Below are 17849 nucleotides of genomic sequence, written 5' to 3'. Positions count from 1 at the left end.
AGAAGGTGTAGCCGGCTGTCTAACGGTCGGTCGGTTTACGAAGAGAAATGCCGACAAGGATAACGGTGTTGCAATGAAGGATAAACTCAAATCCATCGCCATTCAGCTGTTCTACCAGAAGGGTTATCATGCCTGCAGCATCAGCAACATTGCCGAGAGAGCCGGCATTCAGAAATCAAGTATCTATTATCATTACATGAACAAGGAAGAACTTCTGTACGACATCCTGAAGAAAACCATGGATGACCTGAATAAGAGTCTTCACGAAATCATCACAAACACTGAAGGCACCGAAGGTCAATTGAAGGCGATCATCGGGAATCATCTTCATTTTCACATGGAACGACAGAAGGAAGTCATCATTGCGGACTCGGAACTGCGCGGACTCACGGCTGACAACCTGAGATCCGTGATCCGGATGCGCGACGATTATGACAAGAAAATCAAGGAGATCATAAAAAAAGGAATTGATGAAGGAATCTTCATTAACAGGGATCCCAGGGTTGTGACGAACGCGATTGTCACCATGTGCTCCCAGATATCCACCTGGTTCAATCCCCTGGGAAATCTATCCAAGGATGAGATTATTGATATTTACACGAAAATGATTTTTGACGGGTTGAAAATCAAGAAGTAATTTTTTTACCGATATTTAGACCGGCCGTTCGTTCTATTGACTCGGCCGTGGCATTCAACACAAAAAGGCACAACGCTTTTCAGGGCTTCACGCGCCCCGGATCGGCCGGCCGCTTCCGGGTCGCTTCAATCAATGATTCAGGAGGTTAGTAAGATGGAAGAATCGGTACAGTACAGTCGAAAAGGCAACGTGGGCATCATCACGTTCAACAGGCCTCATCGGCTGAATGCAATCAACGAGGGATTTCTCGATCATTTCATGGCCGCCCTGATCAAGGCGATGAAGGATGAAGAGGCCGTCACGGTGATCATGACGGGAGCCGGCAAGTCGTTCTGTGCCGGGGAAGACCTGAAGGAAACATCGTCCGGAAAGAGTTTTGAGAAGTGGATCCGGGAGGCGGACCTGCTTCAGGACGTGCAGAGGCTGACCCTGCGGTTGAACAAGCCGCTGATCGGCATGGTGCGGGGGTACGCTGTCGGCGGCGGCTGCGAATTCGCCCTGAGCTGCGACTTCCGCGTGGCCGACGAGACGGCCAAGTTCGGATTTCCCGAAACGGGAATCGGGCTGACCATCACCCAGGCGGGAACCAAGCTGCTCTCCCAGATCGTCGGCCTCGGAAAGGCAAAAGAACTTGCCTTTACAGGCGAATTCATCGACGCCCAGGAAGCGCTCCGCATCGGTATGGTCAATTATGTCTACCGTGCCGGCGAACTGGAAGAGAAAACGCTGGCATTATGCGAGAAAATCGGCAGGCGCTCTCCCCTTTCCCTCCGGCTGACCCGTTCCGCCATCGATCTCGGTCTCAACTGCGGTTTCGACCAGATTCTGGAGATCGAGGCCGCGCATCTGATGGCCGTGGGCGGCGGGGGCAATGAAAAAACGTTCCTTGAAAAGAGGATGAAGGAACACGGGATGAAGAAAGAGTGACAATCGAAAGGCACTATTTTTTTTGAAACGTAGCCTACCGATCGTTCGTTATAACGTACGTTCAGCCATCCAATCGAGGTGCCATGCAAGAAACAGTGAATGGATGGATCCACAAGACCCGGATTCCGTCTCGAAAAGTGGAACAACATGGATTAGCATAAAAAATTGCTGAAGGGAGGCCTTCAATCCTATGCAAAGCAAGAATGGCGCAAGCCTTTGGATCATTATCATGTTCGGTGTCGCCGTATTCTCCATGCATTTCGGCGCATCCTGCATGCTGTGGCCGGTAACCTGGGGCCAGCAAAGCGGAAGCTCGGTCATTCCCGCGGCCCTGGGCATCATCATCACGGCGATCATTTTCCCCTTCCTCGGCTATCTGGCCATTGTCCGCGGGGAAGGATCCTTCTATGCGCTGGCAAGCCGGATCAACAAGAAGTTTGCCTTCATCTTCGGGGGGTTGACGGTGGCCGTCCTGGGACCGCTGTTTGTCATCCCCCGGATGAGCGCTGCTTCCTGGGAAGCCATCTGCAAGATCGGGAACTGGAATTCCGACCAGATGCTGCCCGCGCTGATCTTTGCCATCGTCTATTACCTCATCACCTACTGGTTTCTGTTCAAACTGGATGAGGTGCTTCCGAAAATCGGGAAGTATCTGGTTCCCGTTCTCGTGGTCACCATCATCGCCGTGGTGGCCAAGTCTCTCCTCTCTCCCATGTCCGAATGGATGCCCAAGCTCTACCCGGAAAGCGGATTCGCCTATGGTTTCATCAACGGATACCAGACGATGGACCTTCCCGCCGCGCTGATCTACGGCGTGATCATCATCGCCGACCTGAAGGCCAACAAGATGGAGGGACGCAAGCTCAGCAAGTACCTTCTCATCGTCGGCGCCATCGGTTTCGGACTACTGGCCATGAGCCACGTCCTCCAGATGTTCGTCGGGGCCTCCACGGGTTACCTCTTCAAAGACGTAACCTACGCCAAGCTGTACGCGACCATCATCCTCAAGCTCTGGGGCGTCGTCGGCGGAACCGTCTTCAACATCGCCCTCTTCCTTGCCGCCCTCACCAGTGCCGTGGGCCTTGCCGCAGGCACGGCCGCCTATTTCGAGGAGGCGAGCGAGAAGAAGTGGTCTTACAAGAGCGTGGCGGTCATCACGCTCGTCATCAGCGCCCTGATCAGCTCCTTCGGCCTGACAACAATCATCAAGCTGACCGCTCCGATTCTGAGTCTTGTCTATCCCCCCTGTATCGCCCTCGTGCTCGGTTACGTCATTCTCGGGAACAAGCGCTACGGAATCATCGGAGGAGCGACGATCGTGGCCTTCGCCTGGGGCTGCCTGGACTGTCTCATCGGTTACCTTGAGCTCGCCAAAGTCGATCTTACGGGCATGAAGGCGCTTTACACTCTCATGCCCGGAGCCGATTTCGGACTGGCCTGGCTCATTCCGACGATCATCGGAGCGGTGATCGGATATTACCTGAAAGACAGGAAGGACGAACTGGCAGTGGCCAATGCTTCCTGAAGCAGCCATAGAGAATCGATCATACATCCCGGGCGTCCCGCAGGGGATGCCCGGGACAATGCACCCACGAAGGAGGTTGCCATGGGTGGCGCATTACAAGGAGTCCGGATCCTTGATCTGACTCATGCCTACAACGGCCCGTTCTGCACGATGCACCTTGCGGACCACGGGGCCGAGATCCTGAAAATCGAAAAACCCGGCGTCGGGGACATGACGAGGGAGTGGCCGCCCATCCGGAACGGCGAGAGCGGCTACTATGCGGCGATCAACCGCAACAAGAAAAGCATCAGCCTGGACATCACAAAAGACAGGGGAAAGGAAATTTTCAAGACGCTGGTCAGAACGGCCGACGTGGTGGTGAACAATTTCCGGCCCGGCACGATGGACCGCCTGGGTCTCGGATATGACGTGCTGAAAAGCATCAATCCCCGCATCATCCTGGCCGAAGGCTCCGGGTTCGGCCAGTACGGACCGCTGAAGGACCGGGCCGCCTACGACGTCATCGCCCAGGCGATGGGCGGGCTCTGCGATATCACGGGGGATGCCGATGGACCCCCGATGAAGCCGGGAACGGCCATCGGCGACAACTACACCGGCACATACCTGGCCCTCGGAATCTGCATGGCCCTCTTCAATCGGGAAAAAACGGGCCTCGGGCAGTGTGTGGACGTCGCCATGCTCGACACGATCTTCTCCATCCTGGAGAACGCCATTCCCGTCCTGGCAGTCAAGGGAGAGAGCCTCAAGAGGAACGGGTTCATCGATCCGGCAACCAGTCCTTATGACCTTTTCCCCTGCAGGAACGGGCACGTCGTCATCGCCGCGGCGAACAACAACACCTTCAACCGGCTCTGCGAAGCCATGAACCGGACGGACCTCATCGAAAACGGGAAATTCTCCAACAACGACCTGCGCTGCACCAACAGGGAGGATTTGTCCGTCATCATCCGGGCATGGACGTCGGGCCGGGACAAGGAAGAAATCGAGTCCTGCCTTACCGGGAAGGGAGTGCCCGTATCATCCATTTACTCCGTGGAAGAGATAGCCAGGCACCCGCAGATCGAGGCCCGGGAAATGCTCGTCGAGATCCGGCACCCGGTCATGGGGCCCCTGAAGGTCCAGGGCGTGCCGATCAAACTGTCCCAGACGCCCGGCAGCGTCCGTACGCCCTCCCCCATTCTGGGCGAGCACACGGAAGAGGTGCTTGCGTCCGTCGGCATCCGTCCGGAGGAAATGCCCGGCATGAAGGAAGAGGGGATCATATGACCGGTCCGAAAGGACCGGGCCTGCAGCCGGCATGCAGGAATCCGCTATCACACGCATCTTCCATCTCTCTCAAAAGGGTTCAAATTTTACAGATGATCACCACTCTCGAGTGAACCGACAAAAGAAAGGGAAATAACGATGAAAAGAATATTGGTTACGACATTGTCGCTGTGCCTCCTGGTCTTCACGGCCCTTCCCGCTTCAGCCGCGGAAGCGGCGGCCGAACAGCAGGCCGCGGTAAAACCGACAGGCGAAATTTCCGTTGACGTCATGAGCAACTACATGGTCAAGGGTATGCAGCAAACCCGCAACAGCATTGTCATCCAACCTTCCATGACCCTCGAGTACAACGGATTCTCAACCACGATCTGGGGAAATCTGGATACGAATCCCTACCAATCGAATGCCTGGAGCAGCTCCACGGCCAATACATCGAGCAACTGGACGGAAACGGACGTGATCCTGTCGTATTCCCGCTCCTTCGGACTGGTGAACGGCAGCGTGAACTACGGCTACTACGCGAACGCCGCCTCCAACAACGGGCTGTCCGATTTTCGCGACCAGCACGAGGCATGGATTACGACCGGGTTGAATGTTCTGCTGAAGCCCACGCTGAAGGTCTATTACATGTTCGGGAATTCCATGGACAAACGGTTGTATCTCAACCTCGGCGTTTCCCACAGCTTCCCGCTGACCCAGAGAGTTTCCTTTAAATTGAAGGCGACGGCCGGATACATGGTGGGCCTGGCCGATCCCGATCTGCTTCGGACCAGCCGGAACAGAACCGACAGCCAGGGAAACGTCCTGAGCGAGCGGTACAACAACCTCCTGGACGGCATCCTGACGGCCAGCCTGCCCGTGAAGGTGACGGACCACATCACGATCACGCCGAGCGTGTCGTATTCGCTCCCCCTCAGCAATGATGCAAAGTATTACATCAAGGCCAACGGAATGACGGACCAGTCCTTCAGCGACAGGGAGAGTTCGTTCTTCTATGGCGGGGTTAATTTTACTTACAGCTTCTGAAATGATCCTGCGAATGGAGACGGCCCGGCGGTGAGAGAGGAAGAGATACCGGCTGCATGGAGCAGGGCGGTACATCGGCCGCCCTGCCCCTCGCGCCGGCAATTCCGGAACGGTCGCCCCGCCCCGGAATCGGTGAAAGGGACAGAATTTAAACCTCCCCCCCCGGCATACTTTTCACGTATGCCGCAGCGACGCCGGATGCAGCGCAACGCTGCATCCGGTTTTCTTTGGGGCCGTTCCCAAGCTGTCCCCAAAGAACCCCCTATGTCCCGGGCCGCGAGGCGTACCACTCTCTGCCGCCCCTCCATGAAAAACGTGCGCGGCGATCTCGAAAAAGGCCCGCAGACAAGGCGCGCAAATCCTGAGAGCCATCTCCAACTACTTGAACAGGGAATTAGCGATTTGCTGAATATACTTCGCCGTGGTTTTCCCTCCCCGTACGCCGCAGCGACGAAGGATGCGGCGCAACGCAGGATCCGGGTCCTTTTGCGTGATCGCCAGACGGTCCTTTTTCAGCAGCCGCCTAGAAGATCCCCAGTTCCTTCCCCAGTTCCCTGAACAAGGGCGGGAACTCCGGCTGGAAGTTCAGAAACACCGGAATCGGATACGAAGCGCCCACCTTTTTCCCGGCCTCCCGGAGATCCGCCGCCAAATCCGTGAGCGCCGTTCCCGGGATGGAGAAGACCATCTCGTCGTCCTGTGTCAGGGAGAAGACGCGATCCCCCGTGCCCGGAACGGCGATGCGTGCCTCCTGTGTCCGGAAAGGCGCCAGCAGGTATTCCGTGCACTCCACCTTCCCCCCGAAATGGCCCGCAACGCGCTTCCCGCTCCGGTACGTCCAGGCGTGGACGAGCCGCATGAGCTGAGCCGGGTTCCCGTAGAAGGCCACGGTATCCGGCTCGAACGCCGCCCGCTGCAGGGGGGCCAGCAGGATGGCCTCATACTCGTTCTTCCCGAGACGGACGATCGTCTCGGCCTCCATGCGTCCGATTTCCTCGCTCCGGGAATAGCTTCCGCCACAGAAGAGCCGGGCCAGGGCGGACGCGGAGTCTTCCGCATCGCTGAATCCGAAGGCGATGGCCGCCGGGACGCAGACCAGGTCCTCCTTTGCGAGTCCGACGGTCCAGCCGTAGACCCGGGCCATGGTAACGGCCTGGCAGACGGCCACCCGCTTGCCCATCGCCGTGGAGGGCCGGCGGGTCTTTTCCGGAAAATCCTTTTTGTCCTTGAGGAATTTAACCGCCACCGGAAACGTCCTGAGCCGCAGGGTGTTCCGGATGGACTCCGCCGCTTCGATCCGTTGCTGGCTGTCCATTGCGTCCTCCTTTTGCGATGCGCGAATTCTCATGAACCGGGATCGTATCGAAAGCGATAGCCGATCCCGGGCTCATTGATCAGATAGCCGGGGCGGGCGGGATCTTCCTCCAGCTTATGCCGCAACTGGGTCATGTACACGCGCAGATACTGGGTGTGTTCGACGCAGCTCGGTCCCCAGACTTCCTTGAGCAACTGCCGGTGGGTCACCACTTTGCCGGCGTTCCGCACGAGATAGACAAGAAGCTTGTATTCCAGGGGCGTCAGGTGAACTTCCCGGTCGTCCCGCCAGACCTGCCGTTTTGTGAAGTCTACCTTCAGGCCCTCCGTCATGAACACCGCTTCCTGCAATCCGCCTTTCCACATGTCGGCATGGCGGATTGCAACGCGGATCCTGGCCAGCAACTCGCCTACACCGAACGGTTTCGTCAGGTAATCGTCGGCGCCGGCATCGAGAGCCCGGATCTTGTCATGCTCCTGCTCCCGGGCAGAGAGGACAATGATCGGCACCAGAGTCCATTCCCGGAGTCTTCGGATCACTTCCAGGCCGTCCACGTCGGGCAGGCCGAGATCGAGGAGAACGGCATCGGGGTTCCGGGACGCCGCCTGTGAAAGCCCCATCGTCCCCGTCTCGGCCTCCACCAGGCGATAGCCGTCCCCTTCGAGGGCCACCTTGAGGAAGCGCCTCATCTGCACTTCATCTTCCACCAGGAGAATGAGTCCCTTTTCCACCGCTTCGATCCTTGCTCTAACGATCTGCAGCGCCCAACCGGAGGTTCAGGAGTCCCGTCCCGCCACAGGCAACTCGGGATTCTCCCCGAGGGGAAAGGTGAAACGGAACGAGGCGCCTCCACCGGGGCGGTTTTCAACCCAGATGTGGCCGCCGTGCGCTTCCACCGCCGCCCGGCAGATGGCCAGTCCCAGCCCCACGCCGGATCCGACGTCCCGAACTCGGCTGAACTTCTCGAAAATCCGCTCCTCCTGGCCTGCGGGAATCCCGGGGCCCCGGTCGGCGACTTCCACGAGGACATCCTTTTCCCGTGCCTGAACCGACAATTCGACGGGTGTGCCCATCGGAGTATGCTGGGTGGCATTCTCCAGCAGGTTCGTCAGAATCTGTTCCATCAAGAGCGGATCGAAGAGGATCAGCGGCAGGTCTTCCGGAATCCGTACATAGAGGGGATGGCCTTTCAGGCGGGTTTGAAGCCGCCCGATCACGGCGCCGGCGATCTCCTCCATGGACTGCCAGTCCCTGCGCACCTTGACGGCGCCCGACTCCAGGCGTGTCAGAGAGAGCACGTTTCTGACGATCCGGTGGAGGCGCTCCGCCTCGCCCTGAATGGTCCCGGCCAGTTCCTCCCTCTTTTCCGCCGGAAGGCGGTCACCCATCCGGAGCAGTGTATCGGCCGCCCCCCCGATGACGGCCAGGGGGGTTCTCAGGTCATGGGAAACAGCGTTCAGGAAAACGTTCCGGAGGGCCTGTGCCTCTGCATTCATCCGCTCCCGGTGGGCTTCCTTGGCAAGATTGACGCGCTCCATCGTCATGGCCGTCTGGTTGGCGAAGGTCTCGAGAAGATGGACCTGCTCGGGGTCGAACCATTCCCAGGGATCCGCCGGCAGAATGCCGATGACACCAACCGGGCCCGACGAGGCGATCATGGGCAGGTACAGCGCCCGCGCCCCCGGCAGCGTCTGGGTCCCGAGGCCTGCAGCCTGGCGATTTTCCAGGACCCACTGCGCCACGCCCATTTCCTTTTCATCCAGGCTGTAGGTGTCGGCCCCTCCCGATAGTGCGACAAGCCGTCCCTCTTCGTCGGAAAGAAGGATGGCCACGGAACTGCGGAACACGCCGCCGATGTGCCTTGCGGCAACGTCGCCGATTCCATCCTTCTTTCTCAGGCGTGCGAGATCGCGGCTCAAGCCGTAGAGGGCCGCTGTCTTCCTTTCCCGCCCCCTCGCCGCCTCGGCCTGCTCGCGGACCCGAAGGGTCAGCCCACTGATGACCAGGGCCACGACGAACATGACCCCGAACGTTACGATATATCGGGCATCGGCCACAGCAAAGGTATAGTAGGGGGGAACGAAAAAGAAATCGAAGGCCGCAACGCTGAAAAAGGCGGCCAGCAGGGTCGGCCAGCGGCTGGTACGAACGGCCGTTGCCACGATGCCCAGGAGATAGATCATGGCCAGATCGAGAAGTTCAAGGTAGGGAAAAAGAATAGCCGAAAGAACCGTACTCGCGGCGACCGCGGCCGCCGCCCGGATCCATTCCGAGGCCTTCCAGGCCGTCGGCGGCCTCCGGCCGGCCGGCCGGGAGTCCTGCTCCGGCGCGTCCCCGGTGATGACATAGACGTCTATGTCGCCACTGCCCCGGACGATTTCATCCAGCGGGGATCCCAGGATTTTGTCTTTCCATCGCGCATGGGTCGGCTTGCCGACGATGATCCGGCTGACGTTCCGCGACCGCGCATAGCTGAGAATCTCCTCGCTGACGCGCCTCCCCGTCAGCGTCACCGCCTCCGCACCAAGACTTTCCGCCAGGCGGAGGTGTTCCGCCAGGAGCCTCTTGTCTTCCGCCGTGGCCCGGACGTGGGACGGGGCTTCTACGTTCACGGCCAGCCATTCGGCGCGGAGCCCGGCCGCCATTCGCCGGGCCGCCCGGATCAGCCGGACGGAGCGTGGATTGGGTCCCACGCAGACCAGGATCCTCTCCGCCACAGGCCAGATTGCCCGCACCCCCTGGTCCCGCCGGTAGCGCTGCATCTGCTCGTCGACGCGTTCAGCCGTCCGGCGCAGGGCCAGTTCCCTCAGGGCCAGCAGGTTCCCCTTCCGGAAAAAGTGATCCATGGCTTTCCGGGCCTGCTCGGGGACATATACCTTCCCTTCCTTCAGACGCTGCAACAGGTCGTCGGGAGGAAGATCGATCAATTCGATTTCCTCGGCTTTATCCAGGAACGAGTCCGGGACGGTCTCCCGGACGACGACGCCGGTGATCTGGTAGACGATGTCGTTGAGGCTCTCGAGGTGCTGGACGTTGACGGTCGTATAAACGGAAATTCCGGCGTGGAGCAGTTCCCGGACATCCTGCCAGCGCTTCCCGTGGCGGGCACCGGGAACATTGGTGTGGGCGAGTTCGTCCACCAGGAGGATGGCGGGACGGCGGGCCAGAGCTGCATCGAGGTCGAATTCCCGGAGGTTGCTTCCCTTGTAGGAATGGTTCCGGCGGGGAAGCGTCTCGATCCCTTCGAGGAGCTGTTCCGTCTCCCTGCGGCCGTGGGTCTCCACGATCCCGGCCACGATGTCGATGCCTTCCTCCCGCTTTTTCCCCGCGGCTTCCAGCATGGCGTAGGTCTTCCCCACGCCGGGGGCGGCACCGAAGAAAATCTTCAGTTTCCCCTGCCGTCGCTGCTCCTCTTCCCGCTTCGCCTGATCGAGAAGTGCATCAGGGTCGGGTCTCCGGTCTTCCATGCCCGTGCATCCTGAATGGGATCGTCGCTGCTACGGAATGCTGCCGGTAGTGTAACAGAATCACCGACGGGCATCCATCGCCATGTTCAACTCCAGCACCGGGACAACGGGTTCTCCGAGGATGCCGAGTTCCCGCTTCCGGACGCGGGCAAGGACCATTTGCCGCACGGTTTCCTCGTCCAGCCCCCGAGCCCTCGCCACCCGCGAGACCTGGTAAAGAGCCGCCGCCGGACTGATATGGGGATCGAGGCCGCTGGCCGACGCTGTGACCAGGTCCACGGGTATTGCTTCCTGTTGGCCGGGATCGGCCCAGCGCAGCGCGTCGATGCGCTCCCGGATGACCTTTACCAACGCGGGATTCGACGGTCCCAGGTTGGAACCGCCCGAGGCGGCCGCATTGTACGGGATAGGACCGGTCGCCGAGGGCCGCCCCCGGAAATAGCGCGGATCGTCGAAGAACTGCCCCACCAGGGCGGATCCGGCGGGACGGCCGCCACGCAGGAGCAGGCTCCCGTTCGCCTGATGCGGAAAAAGCAGTTGGGCAAGGCCGGTCACGGCCAGAGGATACGCCACCCCCAGGAGCAGCGTCATCACGAACAGGACGGTTACGGAAGGACGGAGCAGGGCTTTCATGGCCTTTTTCTCCTCATATCAGATGCAGGGCTGTCAGGAGCAGGTCGATCAACTTGATGCCCACAAAGGGTGCGATCAGCCCCCCCGCACCATACACCAGTAGGTTGCGGCGGAGAACCGCGGCGGCACTCGCCGGCCGGTACCGGACCCCTTTCAGGGCCAGGGGGATCAGGGCCATGATGATGAGAGCGTTGAAGATGACCGCCGACATCACCGCGCTCTGCGGCGTGGCCAGGCCCATGACATTGAGCGCCGCCAGGGGCGGATACATGCCGGCGAACGCGGCGGGAAGAATTGCGAAGTACTTCGCTGCGTCGCTGGCAATGCTGAACGTGGTCAGGGTCCCCCGGGTCATCAGGAGCTGCTTGCCGATTCCAACAATTTCAATGAGTTTCGTCGGGTTCGAATCGAGGTCCACCAGGTTGCCCGCTTCCTTGGCGGCCTGGGTGCCCGTGTTCATTGCCACGGCCACGTCGGCCTGGGCCAGGGCCGGCGCGTCGTTGGTTCCATCACCCGTCATGGCCACCAGATGTCCCTTTGCCTGGTAATCCCGGATCAGTTTCAGCTTCGTCTCCGGCGTCGCCTGGGCCAGGAAGTCATCCACGCCGGCCTCCGCGGCTACGGCCGCAGCCGTCAACTGGTTATCCCCCGTGATCATCACCGTGCGGATTCCCATCCGCCTCAGCTCCGAAAACCGCTCCCGGATCCCCCCCTTGACGACATCGGTCAGCCGGATTACGCCAAGGATCCGGTCTCTGTCGGCCACCACCAGCGGCGTGCCTCCGCTCCGGGCGACTTCTTCCGCCATGGCACGGACCTCCCGGGGATAATCGCCTCCCTGTTCCTTCATCAGGTCTTCAATGGCATCGGCAGCTCCCTTGCGGATTCTCCTGCCGTCCAGGTCAACGCCGCTCATGCGGGTTCTGGCCGTAAAAGGGATGAAGCGGGCACCGAGCCCCCGGACGTCCCGTTCCCGGATGCCATACTGATTCTTGGCCAGGATGACGATGCTCCGCCCTTCGGGCGTCTCGTCGGCCAGGGAGGCAAGCTGGGCCGCGTCGGCAAGGGCCCCGGCATCCACGCCGGCAGCGGGAAGAAAGGCCGTCGCCTCCCGATTCCCGAGTGTAATGGTCCCCGTCTTGTCGAGGAGCAGGATGTCCACGTCTCCGGCTGCCTCGACAGCACGGCCGCTCATGGCGATCACATTGGCCCGGATCATCCGGTCCATGCCGGCGATGCCGATGGCTGACAGGAGCCCCCCGATGGTCGTCGGGATCAGACATACGAGCAGAGCCGTCAGCATGGTGACGGTGACCGGGGATCCCGTTCCGGCGACCCTGACAGCGAATATGGAATAAGGAAGGAGCGTTGCCGTGGCCAGCAGAAACAGCAGCGTCAGACCGGCCAGGAAAATGTCCAGGGCAATCTCGTTCGGAGTCTTCTGCCTTTTCGCCCCTTCTACCATGGCAATCATCCGGTCGAGAAACGTGTCGCCGGGATTCGACATGATGCGGATGATCAGCCAGTCGGACAGGACGCGGGTCCCGCCGGTCACGGCGCTACGATCGCCGCCGCTTTCCCGGATGACCGGTGCGCTCTCGCCGGTGATTGCACTCTCGTCGACGGAGGCAACACCGTTTACGACCTCGCCGTCCCCGGGGATGACATCCCCCGCCTCCGCGAGAACGAGATCCCCCCGGACAAGTCCGGAAGCGGCAGCGGGAATCCACGCCTCCGCCGGATCGGGCGAGGAGAGGCGCTTCGCCGTCACGTCCGTCCGAGTGCTTCGCAGCGACCGAGCCTGAGCCTTTCCACGGCCCTCCGCCAGGGCCTCGGCGAAATTGCCGAAAAGAACCGTGAACCAGAGCCACGCAGAGACGGCCAGGACGAAGGAGGGATCCTCCTCTCCCCCTCCCCAGAGAGACCACAGGAAGAGAAACGACGTGAACAGGCCGCAGACCTCCACCACGAACATCACCGGCTTGCGCGCCATGAGAAACGGATGGAGCTTCCGGAATGCATCCGCCGCGGCGGTGCGGATGAGGGGGCCGCGGAACAACGATTGGGCTCGCTTCGGATATGCCATGGTATCGCCTCCCCCGGCGGGACTTCAGGATGCCAGGTACTCCACGATGGGACCGAGGACCAGGGCCGGAAGAAAGGTCAGTGCACCGACGAGAAGAACCGTTCCGGCAAGAAAAACGACAAACAGCGGCGTGTGGGTCGGCAGCGTTCCGGAACTTGCTGGAACCGTTTTCTTGCGCGCCAGGGAACCCGCCATAGCCAGGATCGGGATCATGACCGAGTAGCGGCCGACCAGCATGGCGATCCCCAGGGCAAGGTTGTAGAAGGCGCTGTCCGCGTTCAGCCCTGCGAAGGCGCTTCCGTTGTTGTTCGCCGCCGATGAAAAGGCGTAGAGGATCTCTGTGAACCCATGGGGGCCCGGGTTGGCGATGCCCGAAAGCCCTGCCTGCGTAACGGCGGCGACAGCCGTGCCGACGAGGACGGTCGCGGCGGGAGCCAGGACGATCAGGGACGCCATCTTCATTTCGAAGGCATCGATCTTCTTGCCCAGGTACTCCGGCGTCCGGCCTACCATGAGCCCCGCCGCGAAGACGGCAATGACGGCGAAGGCAAGCATTCCATAAAGCCCAGAACCGACGCCTCCGAAGACGACCTCCCCCAGCTGGATGAGCCACAGGGAAGCAAGGCCCCCGAGGGGTGTGAAGGAATCATGCATGGCGTTCACCGATCCGTTCGAGGCGGCTGTGGTCGCTGTGGCCCATAGAGCGGATGCGGTGATGCCGAACCGTGCCTCCTTTCCTTCCATGTTCCCGCCGGCCTGAAGGCCGCTCCAGGCTTGGTCGACTCCGAGGCCGGATAGCGCGGGATTCCCCGCCTGCTCGCCCCACATGGATAAGGTAAGCAGCGGGAGGAAAATGATCAGCATGGCAGCCAGGATCGCCCATCCCTGGCGAGTGTCCCCCACCATCCGGCCGAAGGTGTAGCAGAGCGCCGCAGGCAGCAGCAGAATGGCCAGGAGCTCCATGAAGTTCGATACCGGTGTAGGATTTTCCAGAGGATGAGCGGAGTTGGCGCCGAAGAACCCGCCGCCGTTCGTACCGATCTGCTTGATGGCAACCTGCGACGCCGCCGGCCCGAGGGGAATCACTTGCTCCGCGACCATTCTTCCCCCATGGTCCCGGAAGGGCTGGAGAAGCGGCACGTGAACCGACGGAGCCAGCGACTGAACGACCCCCTGTGAAACAAGAAGCAGGGATAGGACGAGGGATAGGGGTAGCAGGATGTGCACGACCGTCCGCACCAGGTCCGTCCAGAAATTGCCGACGGTTTTCGAAAGGCTGCGCGTCAGCCCCCGAATGAGCGCCGCCAGACTCGCCATGCCGCTGGCCGCGGAGAGGAAGTTCTGGACCGCCAGACCCGCCATCTGGGTCAGTGTTGCCATGGTCGTCTCTCCTGCATAGGCCTGCCAGTTCGTGTTGGTGACAAAACTGACGGCGGTGTTGAAGGCCAGTGCCGGAGGGACAGGGTGGAGCTGCCCCGGATTCAGCGGCAGAAAGGCCTGGCAGCGCTGAAGTGCATAGAGGGCAAGGCATCCCGCGGCATTGAAGAGAAGCAGGGACGCTGCATACTCTTTCCAGCTCATCTCCTCCCCGAACCGGATCCCGCAGATCCTGTAGATCAGCCGCTCCAGGGGGTCTGTTATCCGGTCCAGAGGACAGGGCTGTCCCGTGTAGACGCGGGCCACATACAGGCCCACCGGCTTCACAAGGCAGAGCAGGAGGACGAAAAAAATTACAATAAAAAGCAGTCCCGGCATGCTCATGAGAACCACTCCGGCTTGAGCAGGGCGATAAGAAGATAGGCCGCAAGCGCCAGGGCCGTGAGGCAGCCGATCAGTTGAAAGAGAAACATTACCCACCCCTCCTCACAGTCTTTCGATCCACCTGAGAGAGAGTACGCAGAACCCGAAAAACAGGATGACGATGCCGACGCAGAGAACGTCCATGGTATTTCCCCCTTGTTCATGGCTGTCAGCCTGGCAGAGGGGATATTAAAAAGGTGTTAAGAAAGGCGGGAAAGAATAAAAAAGTCGTCGGTGAGAATCGCCCAGCCGTCGGACTGGCCTTGTAAACGGAAGAATAAAAGGGAAGGTCTCGCTTCAACCCATGATAATCAGCGGCGGATTGCACCGCCTCCTGGGGATGGCAGACAAGGATACGAAATACAGCGGATAAGGCCGTTCGCCGTGCTTTCCATCCTGACGAACAGCAGGGCGTATTGAATCCCTGGATTATTTCGCCGGAGGGGCCGCCCCCGGCAGCGTCAGGCGTCCCTCCGCCTGGAGCCGAACCAGGATGGCCTGGATCTGCGGCAGGGCCGCCTGGGCGGCCCGCTCGCCTTCCAGGATGGCCTGGTGGCGCTTCGTGAAGTCGGCGGAGCCGATGCCGGCCACGTTGGGGCGGATCAGGACGTCCGCCCTGGCGGTCTGGGCCAGGGCGATGCGATTGTACATGATGTCTATGGACTTGAGGATCGTCTCCATGGTGCTCTCGGGAACGGACCGGTCCACCCCCCCGGAGATGTCCACGGCGATGACCACGTCGGCTCCGTAGCGTCGCGCTACATCCACCGCTAGAGGATTCACCGTTCCACCGTCCACGTAGGTCTGCCCGGCGATCCGCGCGGGCTTGAAGATCCCGGGGATGGAGCAGCTGGCCCGGACGGCCATACCCGCGTTGCCCGTTCCGAAAACGATCTCCTCCCCTGTCTGGATGTTCGTTGCCACGGCATGGAAAGGAATTCGGAAGCGCTCGATGGGATTATTCTGAACGGCCCGGTTGACCCAGTTCTCGAGTTTTTTCCCCTCGACAAAACCGTTGCTCGGCAGGGTCAGGTCCACAACCTCGTCCCGCTCCAGCATCAGGGCCATTTTCTGCAGGGTGAAGGCGTCGTAGCCGTAGGCGTAGAGGCTGCCGACAAAGCTGCCGACGCTGGTGCCCACAACCATGTGCACGGGGATCCGGTTCATCTCCAGGACTTTCAGGACACCCACGTGGGCGAAGCCCTTGGAGGCACCCGCCCCGAGCACGACGGCGACCCGCGCGGGCGTGGCGGCCGGCGGGATAACCTTGGGAGCACAGGACCAGGAAAGGGCGCAGACGAGAAGGACCAGCAGGAACCGGCTGACGATGGCCGCCCGACGCTTCGGATCCGACGAGTGTTTCATTCCTGTGCCGTCAAAAGATCGGGAAGGATTCAACCCTGTTCCGGTAAGCCTGCTGCTCCGCATATTTCACGCGGTAGAAGAAAGCCATGTCGTAGTCACCCACGGCGAAAGAGGAGCGGCTGAGAGCCAGATAGGCCTCCGTGAGGTTGGGATCCGCCAGGATGGCCTTTTTCATTTCCGAGATGGCCGCCCGATGATCCTGTGTTCCCGCAAGTGCAAGGCCGTCCCGGTAGATCGACTGGGCGTTCGCGTCGCGCTGGTCCTTCAGACCTCCGTAATAATAGGTCGGACCGGCACAGCCGGCCGCCAGCAATGCCGCAGCCAGAAGGCAGAAACAAGCGATGCGCTTCATGATCCTATCCGCTCCTTTCTTCCGCAAAATTTCCCTTCATAAAAAGACCGGGAGAAGATATCCGATCTTCTCCCGGTTGTCCACGAAATTATTAAGGTTCAGACGACACCCTGTTCCTGCAGTTCCCGAAGCTTCACGGGACCGTACCCGAGATACTTCAGATAGACATATCCATTGTCATAACCAACGGGCCGGCAGACCCATTTCGTCCGGGGCGGCGTCTCCGTGGACTTCCACTGGGCCTGGGCACAGAGGATGGATCCGTAGACCGGGTCCTGGACGGGCGTGAAGACCCCGCGGTCGTGCCAGACCTCGTCCTGCATGGTCTTCCATGGGGAGACAATCTCCGCCACCACAGGCGTGATGGGGGCCAGCCGCCCGCTCTTGGCGTAGTCGATGGACTTCTGCGTCAGCTCCTCGCTCGTGTACTTTACCGTTTCGGGGTTGATCATGGCCTGGTACTTGAGCTGCCAGTCCTTCTTCATGAAGGGGGCCAGGGTCGTCCAGGTGTCGGCCTCCCAGGCATCGTACTTGCCGATGATGTCGACGAAGGCCTTCCACATCTCCAGGCGCAGCCCACCGAGGAAGACACCGCCGTCCTTCGTGGGATAGAAGCCGTAGAGCCACAGGCAGGTGTCCAGGTTGCCGAAGCGTTCGTTGATGACCCCCTTGTCGGCGTACCAGTGGAGCATGTAGTCGTTCAGCCGCTCGTAGGCCTCGGGAGTGGAGATGTCGAGGGCCTGCCCCTCGCCGGTTGCCTCGCGGTAGTAGACCGCCGCGAGAATGCCCAGGGCGGCGAAGGTTCCCGAGGTGGACCAGGCGATCCAGGGTCCCGCCTTGGTGGACGTGGCGTAGGGCATGTCCGCCAGGGTCTTTCCCTCCGGCAGGACCTCCCCTGTTGCATACTGAACGCCGGAACGGGCCTGGGCCACATTGTCGTAGTCGTACTGTTTCCGGCTGCTCTCCGGCCCGAACTGGCCGTAGCCGGTGATGGATGTGAAGATCAGCCGCGGGTTGAGCTTCGCCAGCTCTTCGTAGCCCAGCCCCCAGGCGTCCATGACCCCCGCGGGATAGGTCTCCACGAGGATGTCCGCCTGCCCGACCAGGTTCCGGAGGATGTCCCTCCCCTCCTCCTTCTCGAGGTCAAGGGTAACGTGGTACTTGTTCCTTCCCTCCTGCAGGTAGGCCATCCCCGTCCCTTTATGGAGAAAGCCGTTGGGGGAATAGCTCCGCACCAGGTCGCCCCCGGGGGGCTCGATCCGGATGGTCTCGGCTCCCAGCTCCGCCAGGAGAGACGTGCAGTAGGGCCCGGCCATGCTGCGGGAGCTCAGGTCCAGGACCACGAGGTCGTCGAGGGCTTCCGGCTTCTCGAAATTCTTCGCCGGGTCGTCCAGCGACCGGATGTGATCCGCCCAATCCGCCCATTTTGGTCTCTTGTGTTCTGCCATGT

Annotated in this window: 15 protein-coding genes; 5 read left to right on the top strand and 10 right to left on the bottom strand. The window is 60.8% G+C overall.

The features are described from left to right. Positions 1 to 73: 73 nt before the first annotated feature. The 5 genes from HPY65_05955 (at position 74) to HPY65_05935 (ending at position 5381) form a co-directional block, all read left to right on the top strand. Entirely contained in the window at positions 74 to 637 is a 564-nt protein-coding gene (locus HPY65_05955; protein NPU84014.1) for a TetR/AcrR family transcriptional regulator, read from the top strand. A gap of 153 nt (positions 638 to 790) precedes the next feature. Further along, positions 791 to 1564, top strand: a complete 774-nt coding sequence (locus tag HPY65_05950) for an enoyl-CoA hydratase/isomerase family protein (GenBank protein NPU84013.1) — start codon at positions 791 to 793, stop codon at positions 1562 to 1564. 190 nt (positions 1565 to 1754) lie between these two features. Further along, entirely contained in the window at positions 1755 to 3089 is a 1335-nt protein-coding gene (locus tag HPY65_05945) for a hypothetical protein (GenBank protein ID NPU84012.1), read from the top strand. An 81-nt stretch (positions 3090 to 3170) separates the two neighbouring features. After that, entirely contained in the window at positions 3171 to 4355 is a 1185-nt protein-coding gene (locus HPY65_05940; GenBank protein ID NPU84011.1) for a CoA transferase, read from the top strand. Between the two features lie 138 nt (positions 4356 to 4493). Continuing rightward, positions 4494 to 5381, top strand: coding sequence for a hypothetical protein (locus HPY65_05935; protein NPU84010.1), 888 nt, complete (start codon positions 4494 to 4496; stop codon positions 5379 to 5381). Between the two features lie 523 nt (positions 5382 to 5904). Here the strand turns inward: HPY65_05935 and HPY65_05930 are convergent. The 10 genes from HPY65_05930 to HPY65_05885 all read right to left on the bottom strand — a co-directional run bounded on the left by HPY65_05930 (position 5905) and on the right by HPY65_05885 (position 17847). Then, positions 5905 to 6696 (bottom strand): DUF169 domain-containing protein, encoded by a 792-nt coding sequence (locus HPY65_05930; protein NPU84009.1) that lies wholly within the window; start codon positions 6694 to 6696, stop codon positions 5905 to 5907. A gap of 29 nt (positions 6697 to 6725) precedes the next feature. Next, positions 6726 to 7427: a response regulator gene (locus tag HPY65_05925; GenBank protein NPU84008.1), complete on the bottom strand. Its 702-nt coding sequence runs from the start codon at positions 7425 to 7427 to the stop codon at positions 6726 to 6728. A 45-nt stretch (positions 7428 to 7472) separates the two neighbouring features. After that, positions 7473 to 10163, bottom strand: coding sequence for a sensor histidine kinase KdpD (locus HPY65_05920; GenBank protein NPU84007.1), 2691 nt, complete (start codon positions 10161 to 10163; stop codon positions 7473 to 7475). A 60-nt stretch (positions 10164 to 10223) separates the two neighbouring features. Continuing rightward, positions 10224 to 10796: a potassium-transporting ATPase subunit KdpC gene (kdpC, locus tag HPY65_05915; protein NPU84006.1), complete on the bottom strand. Its 573-nt coding sequence runs from the start codon at positions 10794 to 10796 to the stop codon at positions 10224 to 10226. 13 nt (positions 10797 to 10809) lie between these two features. After that, positions 10810 to 12882 (bottom strand): potassium-transporting ATPase subunit KdpB, encoded by a 2073-nt coding sequence (gene kdpB / locus HPY65_05910; GenBank protein NPU84005.1) that lies wholly within the window; start codon positions 12880 to 12882, stop codon positions 10810 to 10812. A gap of 24 nt (positions 12883 to 12906) precedes the next feature. After that, positions 12907 to 14643, bottom strand: a complete 1737-nt coding sequence (gene kdpA / locus HPY65_05905) for a potassium-transporting ATPase subunit KdpA (GenBank protein NPU84004.1) — start codon at positions 14641 to 14643, stop codon at positions 12907 to 12909. Then, on the bottom strand, positions 14640 to 14732 hold the full coding sequence (locus HPY65_05900; GenBank protein NPU84003.1) for a potassium-transporting ATPase subunit F: 93 nt from the start codon (positions 14730 to 14732) through the stop codon (positions 14640 to 14642). The genes kdpA and HPY65_05900 overlap by 4 nt, the downstream gene beginning before the upstream one ends. Positions 14733 to 15111: 379 nt before the next feature. Then, positions 15112 to 16047 carry a patatin-like phospholipase family protein gene (locus HPY65_05895; GenBank protein ID NPU84002.1) on the bottom strand — a complete coding sequence of 312 codons (936 nt, stop codon included), beginning with the start codon at positions 16045 to 16047 and terminating at the stop codon, positions 15112 to 15114. Positions 16048 to 16057: 10 nt separating this feature from the next. Continuing rightward, a complete protein-coding gene (locus HPY65_05890) occupies positions 16058 to 16399 on the bottom strand; it encodes a hypothetical protein (GenBank protein ID NPU84001.1) in 342 nt (113 codons plus the stop codon). Positions 16400 to 16497: 98 nt separating this feature from the next. Continuing rightward, the gene (locus tag HPY65_05885; protein NPU84000.1) at positions 16498 to 17847 is read right to left on the bottom strand and encodes a CoA transferase; all 1350 of its coding nucleotides are present in this window, start codon (positions 17845 to 17847) and stop codon (positions 16498 to 16500) included. Positions 17848 to 17849: the final 2 nt, after the last annotated feature.

The sequence above is a fragment of the Syntrophaceae bacterium genome, from assembly GCA_013177825.1.
Taxonomy (GTDB): Bacteria; Desulfobacterota; Syntrophia; order Syntrophales; family PHBD01; genus PHBD01.
This window is presented reverse-complemented; position numbering and strand designations above follow the sequence as displayed.